The sequence below is a fragment of the Anoxybacillus tepidamans PS2 genome, from assembly GCF_000620165.1.
GTDB classification, from domain to species: domain Bacteria; phylum Bacillota; class Bacilli; order Bacillales; family Anoxybacillaceae; genus Anoxybacteroides; species Anoxybacteroides tepidamans_A.
Map to the genome: position 1 here is coordinate 91,965 of NZ_JHVN01000004.1, position 12,375 is coordinate 104,339.

Sequence of the window (12,375 nt, forward strand, 5' to 3'; positions counted from 1 at the left end):
AGAGCGTGAACGGTTCAAAAAATGTGTAGCTGAAAGCTTTGTCGGAAAGAGATTCAGCGGCAAGTGAGCGAGCCTTTGCGCTGTATGCTGAAAGTGTAATAATGTACATGCCGACATTCATGAAGCAACAAACAAGTTTATAGCAAGAGGAGGTGAAATGGATGGGGGTCAATACAGTCATCATCTCCGCTTTGCTTAGTCTAGTCGTTGGTGCAGTTGTTGGCTTTCTTGTTCGTAAAACGATTGCCGAAGCAAAAATTGGTGGCGCGCAAATGGCTGCGAACCAAATACTTGAAGAAGCGAAACGTGAGGCGGATGCACTAAAGAAAGAAGCGCTGCTTGAGGCAAAGGACGAGATTCATAAACTTCGAACCGAAGCGGAGCGCGACATCCGCGATCGCCGAAGTGAATTGCAAAAGCAGGAAAACCGCTTATTGCAAAGGGAAGAGAATCTCGATCGAAAAGATGAAACGCTAAATAAGCGTGAGGCGCTTTTAGAGAAGAAAGAAGAAGTTCTTAACAAAAGACAACAGCATATTGAAGAGATGGAAAGCAAAGTGGAAGAGCTCGTTCAAAAAGAACAAGCAGAATTGGAACGCATTTCCGGCTTAACGCGCGAAGAGGCGCGCCAAATTATTTTAGAGCGTGTCGAAAAAGAATTATCGCATGAAATTGCTTTAATGATTAAAGAAACAGAAACCCGTGCGAAAGAAGAAGCGGATAAAAAGGCAAAAGAAATTCTTTCGCTCGCAATTCAGCGCTGCGCAGCTGACCATGTGGCGGAAACGACTGTATCGGTTGTCAACTTGCCAAACGACGAAATGAAGGGTCGGATTATCGGTCGCGAGGGCCGCAATATTCGTACGTTAGAAACGCTGACGGGCATCGATTTGATTATTGATGATACACCGGAAGCTGTTATTTTATCAGGATTTGACCCGATTCGCCGAGAAACAGCTAGACTAGCTTTAGATAAGCTTGTTCAAGATGGGCGCATACATCCGGCAAGAATTGAAGAGATGGTGGAAAAAGCGAGACGCGAAGTAGACGAACATATTCGTGAGGTCGGAGAGCAAACGACATTCGAAGTCGGCGTTCACGGATTGCATCCGGATTTAATTAAAATCTTAGGTCGCCTCAAATTCCGGACAAGCTATGGCCAAAACGTGTTGAAACATTCGATGGAGGTAGCGTTTTTGGCAGGACTTATGGCTGCCGAATTGGGCGAAGACGAAATGCTTGCAAGACGCGCAGGCCTCTTGCATGATATCGGAAAAGCGATCGATCATGAGGTAGAGGGAAGCCACGTTGAGATTGGCGTGGAGTTAGCGACGAAGTATAAAGAGCATCCAGTTGTGATTAACAGCATTGCTTCCCACCATGGCGATACGGAACCAACGTCGATTATCGCGGTGTTGGTAGCGGCAGCGGATGCGCTGTCTGCGGCGAGACCGGGCGCTCGAAGCGAAACGTTAGAAAATTACATTCGCCGCCTTGAAAAACTTGAGGAAATCGCCGAATCGTACGAAGGTGTTGAAAAATCGTATGCCATTCAGGCTGGCCGTGAAGTGCGGATTATGGTGAAGCCAGATGCGATCGACGACCTCGAAGCTCATCGGTTAGCACGCGATATTCGCAAAAGAATCGAAGAGGAGCTCGATTATCCGGGACATATTAAAATTACCGTCATTCGTGAAACAAGAGCGGTTGAATATGCAAAATAAAGTGGCCATCCAGCCACTTTATTTTTTTTTCGTTTTGTGACAAACTTGAATTAGTGAAACTTCAACGTTAGAAAGGGTTATATGATGAAACTGTTGTTTATTGGAGATGTCGTCGGATCGCCTGGGCGAAAAATGGTTGAGCAATATCTTCCAAAATTAAAAGCGAAACATCAGCCCAACATCATTATTGTAAATGGTGAGAATGCGGCAGGAGGTAAGGGGATTACTGGGAAAATCTATCGGAGCTTTTTAGAGCAAGGTGCTCATGTAATAACGCTTGGAAATCATGCTTGGGACAATCGCGACATTTTCGAGTTCATCGATGACGCAAAGTCGCTCATTCGGCCGGCTAACTTTCCAGCCGGGACTCCGGGAAAGGGAATTGTATACGTACAGACAGAGCAATCGGAGGTAGCGGTTATCAATTTGCAAGGAAGAACGTTTCTTCCGGCGATTGACTGTCCTTTTAGAAAGGCGGACGAACTGATTGCCGAAGCGCTCGAACGAACCAATATCATTTTTGTTGATTTTCATGCGGAAGCAACAAGCGAGAAACAAGCGATGGGGTGGTATTTAGATGGCCGCGTTTCGGCTGTGATTGGTACACATACGCATGTGCAAACAGCAGATGCTCGTATTTTGCCAAAAGGAACCGCCTATATGACAGATGTTGGGATGACGGGGTTGTATGACGGTATTTTAGGGGTTGACCGAGAAGCTGTATTGAGGAAATTTTTAACCTCCCTTCCTGTCCGTTTTGAAGTTACGGAAGGAAGAAGCCAATTGAATGCTGTATTGGTTCACATTGAACCGAAAAGCGGAAAGGCCAAAGGGATTGAACGAATTATGATCAATGATGATTATCCATATTTCGAATAGTCGTCTTTTTACAAATTTTTAAAAAATATTTTTCTTTTTAGCAGGAATACTTGCCAAAACAGTGAATATAGTAACAATGGAACGAAATTTATAACGAATGAACCATTGTGGAAATTAAGGAGGAACCAGGGAATGGAAATATTAAAAGTTTCAGCAAAATCGAATCCTAACTCTGTAGCTGGTGCACTTGCCGGGGTATTGCGTGAACGCGGAGCTGCCGAAATCCAAGCGATCGGCGCAGGTGCATTGAACCAAGCCGTTAAGGCCGTAGCGATCGCACGAGGATTTGTGGCACCGAGTGGAGTAGACCTTATTTGTATTCCTGCATTTACAGATATTATTATTGACGGCGAAGAGCGTACAGCGATTAAATTGATTGTTGAGCCGCGTTAATTTGGCAAATGAGATAATAACCTGTTTGTTCCCAAACAGGTTATTTTATTTTGCATATGGTATAAGGGGGAAACGCTCTATGATTTTTGATGCGCATTGTGATGTGCTGATGAAATTATGGCTCAACCGCTCTCTATCGTTTTATGATAGTAAAAAGCTTCATGTCACACTGCAATCGCTCATTCTGACGAAAAGCAAAGTGCAGTGCTTTGCCATTTATATACCGGAACACGTTCCTGAAGAGGTTCGCTTTACCGCTGCACTTGAAATGATCGATTTGTTTTTTGAGAAAATCATTGCCCGCTTTCCGAACATGAAATTTGTGCAAACAAAAGCGGACATCGATGCGCTTTCGGAGCATGAAATTGGCGCGATGCTGACGCTTGAAGGATGCGAGGCGGTTGGCAAGAATCTTGTCAAATTGAAAACGTTGTTGCGCCTTGGAGTCGTATCGGTCGGACTGACGTGGAATTGGGCGAATTCTGTTGCCGATGGAGCGTGGGAAGAAAGAGGAGCCGGATTAACGCATTTTGGAAAAGAAGTCGTTCGGCAGTTAAATGAAATGAAACGATGGACAGACGTCTCTCATCTATCCGAAAGGGCGTTTTGGGATGTCATTGAAATTGCGCAATTCCCGATCGCCTCGCATTCGAATGCGCATTTTCTATGTGGGCATCCCCGGAATTTGCGCGATGAGCAAATTCAGGCGCTTATCAAGAAAGACGGCGTCATTGGCATCACGTTTGTTCCTTATTTTTTAACCGAAAAACCGAAGCAAGCGATTCTTACCGATGTTCTTCGCCATTTGGAGCATATTTGCTCGATTGGGGGAGCACGCCATGTTGGATTTGGCTCTGATTTTGATGGGGCGGAAGAAACGACAGTGGGGTTAGAAAACGCACGATGCTATGAAAATTTAATCAATGAGCTGCAAAAGCGTTATTCAGAAACAGAAGTAGAGCGCTTTCTTTTCCGAAACTTTTATGAGCGTTTACCGCAATAAAGAAAAACGATAAATTTTTAATCAAAGGGTTGCATTTTTTTTCCGATAGGTCTAGAATGAAATCGTTTAGTATATTCGTATATGCTAAATTTTTCGAAAAAATGATATAGTGAAATTCTAGTACTTTTATCGGAAAAGTGCTACACTTATGATAGCAGTACACGCTATAATTGATGGAACTTAAAGGGGTGTAAGAAATGATTAGTCAACTTTCATGGAAAGTTGGAGGACAGCAAGGGGAGGGTATCGAAAGCACAGGCGAGATATTCTCTATCGCATTAAATCGTTTAGGTTATTATTTGTATGGTTATCGCCATTTCTCTTCCCGCATCAAGGGAGGGCATACAAACAACAAGATTCGTGTGAGCACGACACAAGTTCGTTCCATTTCGGACGATCTTGATATATTAGTAGCTTTTGACCAAGAAACGATTGATTTTAACTTCCATGAACTTCGCGATGGCGGTATTGTCATTGCGGATGCGAAGTTTAATCCAACAATTCCGGAGGGCTCCAACGTTACGTTGTATGCGGTTCCGTTCACTGATATCGCAACGAATTTAGGAACATCGCTTATGAAAAACATGGTGGCAGTTGGTGCGTCTAGCGCGGTGCTTGGCCTCGATATTGAGGTATTCCAAGAAGTGGTGGAGGAAATTTTTGGGCGTAAAGGACAGCAAGTAGTAGAGAAAAATATGGATGCGGTTCGAGCAGGCGCTCAGTTTATGAAAGAACAACTTGGCGACAATATTCAGACTATGAAGCTTGAAAAAGCAGATGGCAAAAAACGTATGTACATGATTGGAAATGACGCCATTGCGTTAGGAGCGCTGGCGGGCGGTGCTCGTTTTATGGCTGCCTATCCAATCACTCCAGCGTCGGAAATCATGGAATATTTAATTAAAAAATTGCCAGCATTAGGTGGTACGGTTATTCAAACGGAGGACGAAATCGCTGCTTGTACGATGGCGATTGGCGCTAACTATGGCGGCGTGCGCACGTTGACAGCATCAGCAGGTCCAGGTCTTTCATTGATGATGGAAGCGATCGGGTTAGCTGGGATTACGGAAACGCCTGTCGTTATTGTTGATACGCAACGCGGCGGCCCAAGTACAGGATTGCCTACGAAACAAGAACAATCCGACCTCATGGCGATGATTTACGGAACACACGGCGAGATTCCGAAAATCGTCATGGCGCCAAGTACAGTGCAAGAAGCGTTTTATGATATGGTGGAAGCGTTCAACTTGGCAGAAGAGTATCAATGCCCTGTTATCGTCTTGTCTGATTTGCAGCTTTCGCTCGGAAAACAAACGGTCGAGCCGCTTGAGTACGACAAGATTGAAATCCGCCGCGGCAAGCTTGTTACAGGCGAACTTCCTGAGCTGCCAAACAAAGAGAATTTCAAGCGATACGAGGTAACAGAGGATGGCATTTCTCCGCGCGTGCTTCCTGGAATGAAAAACGGCATCCACCACGTGACGGGCGTCGAGCATGCGGAAACAGGAAAGCCATCCGAGGTAGCGTCGAACCGGAAAGCACAGATGGATAAACGGTTACGGAAACTAAAACATCTGAAGTTTCATGTACCAGTTCATAAAAATGTCAAACATGAAGAAGCAGACGTGTTGATTGTCGGCTTTAACTCAACGCGCGGGGCGATTGAAGAAGCAATGGAGCGCCTTGAATTGGACGGCCTGAAAGTGAACCATGCACACATCCGTCTTATTCATCCGTTCCCGACAGACGAAGTATTGCCGCTTGTGCAAGCAGCGAAAAAAGTGATCGTTGTTGAGCATAACGCAACAGGTCAGCTTGCAAACCTCTTAAAAATGAATGTCGGACATGCTGATAAAATTGCCAGCGTCTTAAAATATGACGGCAACCCATTCCTGCCAAACGAAGTTTACACAAAATGCAAGGAGTTGTTATAATCATGGCGACATTTAAAGATTTTCGTAATGATGTGAAACCGAACTGGTGTCCAGGTTGCGGCGACTTCTCTGTTCAGGCGGCGATTCAACGCGCGGCAGCAAATGTTGGCTTAGAGCCGCATCAGCTTGCGGTCGTTTCCGGTATCGGTTGCTCCGGACGTATTTCAGGTTACATTCACTCTTATGGCTTTCACGGCATCCATGGGCGTGCATTGCCAATTGCGCAAGGTTTGAAAATGGCAAACCGCGACTTGACGGTGATTGCGGCAGGAGGAGACGGAGACGGATTTGCGATCGGTATGGGACATACCATTCATGCGATTCGTCGAAACATTGACATTACGTATATCGTCATGGACAACCAAATTTACGGATTGACAAAAGGTCAAACATCGCCGCGAAGCGATGTTGGATTTAAAACAAAGAGCACCCCACAAGGGTCGGTTGAGCCAGCCCTTTCTATTATGGAAATGGCGCTTAGTGCCGGCGCAACGTTCGTGGCACAAAGCTTCTCAAGTGATTTAAAAGAGTTGACGCATTTAATTGAAGAAGGCATTAAGCATAAAGGTTTTTCATTAATTAACGTATTTAGCCCTTGCGTCACTTACAATAAAGTGAACACATATGACTGGTTTAAGGAACATTTAGTAAGCTTGAGCAAGATGGAGGGCTACGACCCATCTGACCGAATGATGGCAATGCAAACATTAATGAAGCATAAAGGATTGGTTACGGGCCTTATTTATCAAAACAAAGAACAAAAATCATATCAAGATCTTATTCATGGTTATAGCGAAACACCGCTTGTCGATGCCGACCTTCAATTAAGCAAAGAAAAATTCGACGAGTTGATTGCAGAATTTATGTAATGGGAATAATTGACTCCTAAATGGGCATTGCCTGTTTAGGAGTTTTTTGTTATTATGGTTAGTTCGGACGCAGTTTTGCGCCGAAAAATCGTTAATTTTATGAACGATATTGTTCATCGTTGTCACAAATTATATACTATGGTAATGTGTATATGGTGCTTTATATAATAGAAAGGAGATTGCTATGAACGAAAAACAACGACTTGAACAAACAGGACACATTCAAACAACGGATCATCCAACGGACAAAAAATCCGCTTTGGATGTATTGAAGCAAAAAACAAGCAAAGATTATGAGAAATACTTTTCTACTGTTTTTGTTCCGCCAAGCTTAAAGGATGCAAAAAAACGCGGGAAGGAAGAAGTGAAGTACCATAAAGACTTCGCCATTCCGGAAGAATTCCGCGGCATGGGGAACGGACGCAAGTTTTACATTCGCACGTACGGCTGCCAGATGAATGAGCATGATACGGAAGTCATGGCCGGCATTTTCATGGCACTTGGCTATGAGCCGACAGACCGTCCGGAAGATGCGAACGTTATTTTATTGAACACATGTGCGATTCGCGAAAACGCGGAAAATAAAGTGTTCGGGGAAATCGGCCACTTGAAGCCGCTTAAACAAAACAACCCAGATTTGCTTCTTGGGGTGTGCGGCTGTATGTCCCAAGAGGAATCGGTCGTCAATAAAATTTTAAAACAATATCAATACGTTGACATGATTTTTGGTACGCATAACATCCACCGCTTGCCGCATATTTTGCATGAGGCGTATATGTCAAAAGAGATGGTGGTAGAAGTATGGTCGAAAGAAGGCGACGTGATCGAAAATCTTCCGAAAGTGCGCAAAGGGGATATTAAAGCATGGGTTAATATTATGTATGGCTGCGATAAATTCTGCACATACTGTATTGTTCCTTATACGCGCGGAAAAGAACGAAGCCGCCGTCCAGAGGACATTATTCAGGAAGTACGTCACCTTGCAGCACAAGGGTATAAAGAGATCACGTTGCTAGGGCAAAACGTGAACGCGTACGGCAAAGATTTCACCGATATGAAATATGGACTTGGCGACTTAATGGATGAACTACGCAAAATCGACATTGCGCGCATCCGCTTTACGACAAGCCATCCGCGCGATTTTGATGATCATTTAATCGAAGTGCTTGCAAAAGGCGGCAATCTTGTCGAGCATATTCACTTGCCGGTTCAATCAGGTAGCAGCGAAATCTTAAAAATGATGGCTCGCAAATATACACGCGAGCAATATTTAGAGCTCGTTCGCAAAATTAAAGCGGCGATTCCAGATGTATCACTCACAACCGATATCATCGTCGGCTTCCCGAACGAAACGGAAGAGCAGTTTGAAGAAACGTTATCATTATACCGTGAAGTCGAGTTCGACTCTGCATATACGTTTATTTATTCACCACGCGAAGGCACGCCGGCAGCGAAAATGGAAGATAACGTGCCGATGGAAGTGAAAAAAGAGCGCTTGCAGCGTTTAAATGCGCTTGTAAATGAGATTTCAGCAAAGAAATTAAAAGAATATGAAGGCAAAATTGTCGAAGTATTGGTTGAAGGCGAAAGCAAAAACAACCCAGATGTTTTAGCCGGCTATACACGTAAAAACAAGCTTGTCAACTTCAAAGGCCCAAAATCAGCGATCGGCAAGCTTGTCAAAGTGCGTATCACGAAAGCGAAAACGTGGACATTGGATGGAGAAATGGTAGAAGAAGCGGTTGAGGTGAAATAAAATGGCGAAATATACAAGAGATGATATTTTAGCACAGGCAAAACAATTGGCGAAAATGATTGCTGAAACTGAAGAAGTCGATTTTTTCAAACGAGCGGAGGAAAAAATTAACCAAAACGAAAAAGTTCGTACAATGATTCAGCAAATCAAGTCTCTGCAAAAGCAGGCTGTGAACTTACAACATTACGGAAAGCATGAAGCGCTAAAAAAAGTAGAAGCACAAATCGATGCCATTTATGAGCAGCTTTCACAAATTCCGATTGTGGACGAATTCCAGCAGTCGCAAATGGAAGTAAACGATCTTCTTCAACTCGTCGCTTCTACCATTTCAAAAACGGTGACCGACGAAATTATCCTCTCAACTGGAGGGGATTTGCTGCGCGGAGAAACAGGTTCACAAATGAAAAATGACGGTTGTGGCTGCCACTAAAAAGCCGTCCCTTCTTAAAAGAAGGGACGGTTTTTTCATGTGCAAAGCTGTCTCAATTTGAAAAAATAGGCACATATTCGAGCAACCCCGCATACAATGAACTATACGGATTTATTGATTAATTTATGTGCACATTGGGCGCAAACATGCATAGGATAGAATGAAGATTCATTTGAGGAGGGTTTGCTCGTATGTCTGAATACAGAGAGATTATTACGAAAGCGGTTGTGGGAAAAGGGCGCAAATTTTCGCAATCGACACACACTCTTACAGCGCCAAATCGCCCATCGAGCATTTTAGGTTGCTGGATTATCAACCATCGCTATGATGCCAAAAAATGCGACCGAACGATCGAAATTCATGGACATTATGACATTAACGTATGGTATTCATACCATAACAACACAAAAACAGAAGTAGTCACTGAGACGGTTTCGTATACGGATGTTGTCAAATTAAAGTATCGTGATGATGGCGAAGTAATTAGTGATGACAGCGACATTATCGCCCGTGTCATTCAGCAGCCAAACTGCCTAGAGTGCACCATTTCAGGCAATGGCAATAAAATTGTTGTGCAAGTCGAAAGAGAATTTGTAGCAGAAGTCATTGGCGAAACAAAAGTTTGGGTAGCCGTTCATCCGGACGGTCACGGCGAGGACGATTTCGACTACGATGTGGATGATGAATTAGAAGATTTAACTCCAGAAGCCCTTCTTGGGGATGAAGAATGAACTAGGAAATATCTTTCCTAGTTTTTTCTTTTTTCGCTTGCTATAATAAGAAGCGTGAAATTGTAACGGTTGGAGGAGAAGCATGGCCACATATACACCGATGATCCAGCAATATTTAGACATTAAGGCACATTATCCAGATGCCTTTTTATTTTTTCGCTTAGGGGACTTTTACGAAATGTTTTTCGACGATGCGGTAAAAGCATCGCAAGAATTGGAAATTACGCTGACAAGCCGCGACGGGGGAGCTGAGGAACGTATTCCCATGTGCGGCGTTCCGTATCATTCAGCCCAAGGGTATATTGAGCAGCTGATTGAGAAGGGATATAAAGTTGCTATTTGTGAACAGGTCGAGGACCCGAAAACGGCAAAAGGAGTGGTACGCCGCGAAGTCGTTCAACTCATTACACCAGGAACGTTGATGGAAGGAAAGCAGCTGCTTGAGAAAGAGAACAACTACTTAGCGACGGTTACCGCGTTTGATGACGGTACATACGGATTCGCCTATGCGGATTTATCGACAGGGGAGAGCCGAGTAGCGCTGCTTTCTTCGTGGGAAGATGTGATCAATGAATTGTATGCGATCGGCGCAAAGGAGCTGGTCATTTCGCCTGATTTTTCACAAACATGCTGTCAATCGTTGAAAGAGCGCTATGATATGACGTTGTCATACGAAGAAAGCACAGCGCTGCCGGAGGGGTTTTTAAGCGTTGTGCAGACGCTCGGTCAGGACAAGCTGAAAACTGCATTTGCCCGGCTTCTCAATTATCTTGTACGAACGCAAAAGCGCAGCCTTGATCATTTGCAGCCTGCGCAAGTATACCATGTTAATCAATATATGAAAATCGATGTTTATTCAAAACGAAATCTTGAACTGACGGAAACGATTCGCACAAAAGGACGGAAAGGTTCGCTATTATGGTTATTAGATGAAACGGTAACCGCTATGGGAGGACGTTTGTTAAAGCAATGGCTTGACCGTCCGCTCCTCGACAAACGGGTGATCGAATGGCGTTTTCATATGGTGGAAACGCTCCTGAATCAGTATTTTGAGCGCCAAGAATTACGTGCGCTTCTTCGCGAGGTGTACGATTTAGAGCGATTAGCAGGACGCGTCGCCTATGGTAATGTCAATGCGCGGGATTTTATCCAATTGAAAAAATCGCTGTTGCAAATTCCTTCTTTAAAAGAAGTAGTAGGACGCTTGGTTCACGAAGAGGCCGGGTATTTAGCCGACAAGCTTGACCCGTGCACCGAACTCGTCGATCTTCTCGAACGATCCATTCAAGATCATCCGCCGCTGTCGGTGAAGGAAGGAAACATTATTAAGGACGGCTACAATGAGACGCTTGACCGCTTCCGCGACGCGAGCCGCAACGGCAAAACGTGGATTGCCCAACTTGAGAGCCAGGAAAGAGAGTTGACGGGAATTAAGTCGCTAAAAATTGGTTATAACCGCGTATTTGGCTATTATATTGAGGTGACGAAAGCAAACCTTCATCTATTGCCGGAAGGGCGCTATGAGAGAAAACAGACGCTAGCAAACGCCGAACGTTTCGTTACAAGGGAACTCAAAGAAAAAGAAGCGCTCATTTTAGAGGCGGAAGAAAAAAGTATGGAACTAGAATATGAATTGTTTGTGCAAATTCGCGAGCAAGTAAAACAATTCATTCCGCGCTTGCAAGCGTTAGCGAAAACAATTAGCGAATTGGACGTGCTGCAATCGTTTGCGACGGTCAGCGAAGAGCGGCGTTATGTAAGACCGCGCTTTTCTAGCGACCGAGAGCTTTTCGTTCGTGCAGGACGGCACCCGGTGGTGGAAAAAGTGCTCGGGACGCAAACGTACGTCCCGAACGATTGCTTGATGAATGCAGAACGGGAACTGTTGTTAATTACAGGTCCTAACATGTCGGGAAAAAGTACGTATATGCGGCAAATTGCGCTTACAGCCATCATGGCGCAAATCGGCTGCTTTGTTCCCGCGGATGAGGCAGTGCTGCCGATTTTTGATCAAGTATTTACACGAATCGGAGCTGCGGATGATTTAGTATCAGGCCAAAGTACGTTTATGGTGGAAATGCTAGAAGCCCGCAATGCGATCGTTCATGCGACGCAAAACAGCTTAATTTTATTCGATGAAATTGGACGCGGGACATCGACGTATGACGGAATGGCGCTGGCACAAGCAATGATAGAATACATTCATGACCATATCGGTGCCAAAACGTTATTTAGTACGCACTATCACGAGCTAACGGTGCTCGAGCAAGCGTTGCCGCGATTAAAAAATGTTCATGTGAGCGCCATTGAAGAAAATGGAAAAGTCGTGTTTCTTCATAAAATTGAAGATGGTCCTGCTGATCGCAGCTACGGCATTCATGTTGCCGAGCTGGCAGAGCTGCCGCCATCATTAATCGAGCGAGCAAAAGCGATTTTAGCCCAGTTGGAACAACCAAGCGAAACAAAATCAGCTTCATTTGAACAGCTAAGTTTGTTTGCCGAAAAAGAGGAACGTCCGAAAGAAAAAGAACATCCGCTTTCCAAGAAGGAAAAAGAAGCCATTCGTTTGCTGCAATCGTTGAATTTGCTTGATATGACTCCGCTTCAAGCGTTAAATCAGCTATACGAGATTCAAAAAATGCTAAAGTAACGAGGG

Annotated in this window: 10 protein-coding genes; all 10 read left to right on the top strand. The window is 44.4% G+C overall.

The window, feature by feature from the left end; genetic code table 11:
* Positions 1–161 precede the first annotated feature (161 nt).
* Positions 162–1,724, top strand: a complete 1,563-nt coding sequence (gene rny / locus N667_RS0106135; protein WP_027408760.1) for a ribonuclease Y — start codon at positions 162–164, stop codon at positions 1,722–1,724.
* 84 nt (positions 1,725–1,808) lie between these two features.
* Complete coding sequence (locus N667_RS0106140; RefSeq protein WP_027408761.1) at positions 1,809–2,603, top strand: TIGR00282 family metallophosphoesterase; 795 nt, start codon at positions 1,809–1,811, stop codon at positions 2,601–2,603.
* A gap of 132 nt (positions 2,604–2,735) precedes the next feature.
* Positions 2,736–2,996: a stage V sporulation protein SpoVS gene (gene spoVS, locus N667_RS0106145; RefSeq protein ID WP_027408762.1), complete on the top strand. Its 261-nt coding sequence runs from the start codon at positions 2,736–2,738 to the stop codon at positions 2,994–2,996.
* A 79-nt stretch (positions 2,997–3,075) separates the two neighbouring features.
* Entirely contained in the window at positions 3,076–3,999 is a 924-nt protein-coding gene (locus N667_RS0106150) for a dipeptidase (RefSeq protein WP_027408763.1), read from the top strand.
* Between the two features lie 197 nt (positions 4,000–4,196).
* Positions 4,197–5,933: a 2-oxoacid:acceptor oxidoreductase subunit alpha gene (locus N667_RS0106155; RefSeq protein ID WP_027408764.1), complete on the top strand. Its 1,737-nt coding sequence runs from the start codon at positions 4,197–4,199 to the stop codon at positions 5,931–5,933.
* 2 nt (positions 5,934–5,935) lie between these two features.
* A complete protein-coding gene (locus N667_RS0106160) occupies positions 5,936–6,802 on the top strand; it encodes a 2-oxoacid:ferredoxin oxidoreductase subunit beta (RefSeq protein ID WP_027408765.1) in 867 nt (288 codons plus the stop codon).
* A 184-nt stretch (positions 6,803–6,986) separates the two neighbouring features.
* Complete coding sequence (gene miaB / locus N667_RS0106165; protein ID WP_027408766.1) at positions 6,987–8,558, top strand: tRNA (N6-isopentenyl adenosine(37)-C2)-methylthiotransferase MiaB; 1,572 nt, start codon at positions 6,987–6,989, stop codon at positions 8,556–8,558.
* A 1-nt stretch (position 8,559) separates the two neighbouring features.
* A complete protein-coding gene (locus tag N667_RS0106170; protein WP_027408767.1) occupies positions 8,560–8,988 on the top strand; it encodes a RicAFT regulatory complex protein RicA family protein in 429 nt (142 codons plus the stop codon).
* A 191-nt stretch (positions 8,989–9,179) separates the two neighbouring features.
* Positions 9,180–9,719: an outer spore coat protein CotE gene (locus N667_RS0106175; protein WP_027408768.1), complete on the top strand. Its 540-nt coding sequence runs from the start codon at positions 9,180–9,182 to the stop codon at positions 9,717–9,719.
* Between the two features lie 82 nt (positions 9,720–9,801).
* Positions 9,802–12,369: a DNA mismatch repair protein MutS gene (gene mutS, locus N667_RS0106180; RefSeq protein WP_027408769.1), complete on the top strand. Its 2,568-nt coding sequence runs from the start codon at positions 9,802–9,804 to the stop codon at positions 12,367–12,369.
* Positions 12,370–12,375 lie beyond the last annotated feature (6 nt).

Coding starts and splice junctions, on each gene's coding strand:
- rny (WP_027408760.1), top strand. CDS start 162: ATGGGGGTCAATACAGTCATCATCTCCGCTTTGCTTAGTCTAGTCGTT.
- N667_RS0106140 (WP_027408761.1), top strand. CDS start 1,809: ATGAAACTGTTGTTTATTGGAGATGTCGTCGGATCGCCTGGGCGAAAA.
- spoVS (WP_027408762.1), top strand. CDS start 2,736: ATGGAAATATTAAAAGTTTCAGCAAAATCGAATCCTAACTCTGTAGCT.
- N667_RS0106150 (WP_027408763.1), top strand. CDS start 3,076: ATGATTTTTGATGCGCATTGTGATGTGCTGATGAAATTATGGCTCAAC.
- N667_RS0106155 (WP_027408764.1), top strand. CDS start 4,197: ATGATTAGTCAACTTTCATGGAAAGTTGGAGGACAGCAAGGGGAGGGT.
- N667_RS0106160 (WP_027408765.1), top strand. CDS start 5,936: ATGGCGACATTTAAAGATTTTCGTAATGATGTGAAACCGAACTGGTGT.
- miaB (WP_027408766.1), top strand. CDS start 6,987: ATGAACGAAAAACAACGACTTGAACAAACAGGACACATTCAAACAACG.
- N667_RS0106170 (WP_027408767.1), top strand. CDS start 8,560: ATGGCGAAATATACAAGAGATGATATTTTAGCACAGGCAAAACAATTG.
- N667_RS0106175 (WP_027408768.1), top strand. CDS start 9,180: ATGTCTGAATACAGAGAGATTATTACGAAAGCGGTTGTGGGAAAAGGG.
- mutS (WP_027408769.1), top strand. CDS start 9,802: ATGGCCACATATACACCGATGATCCAGCAATATTTAGACATTAAGGCA.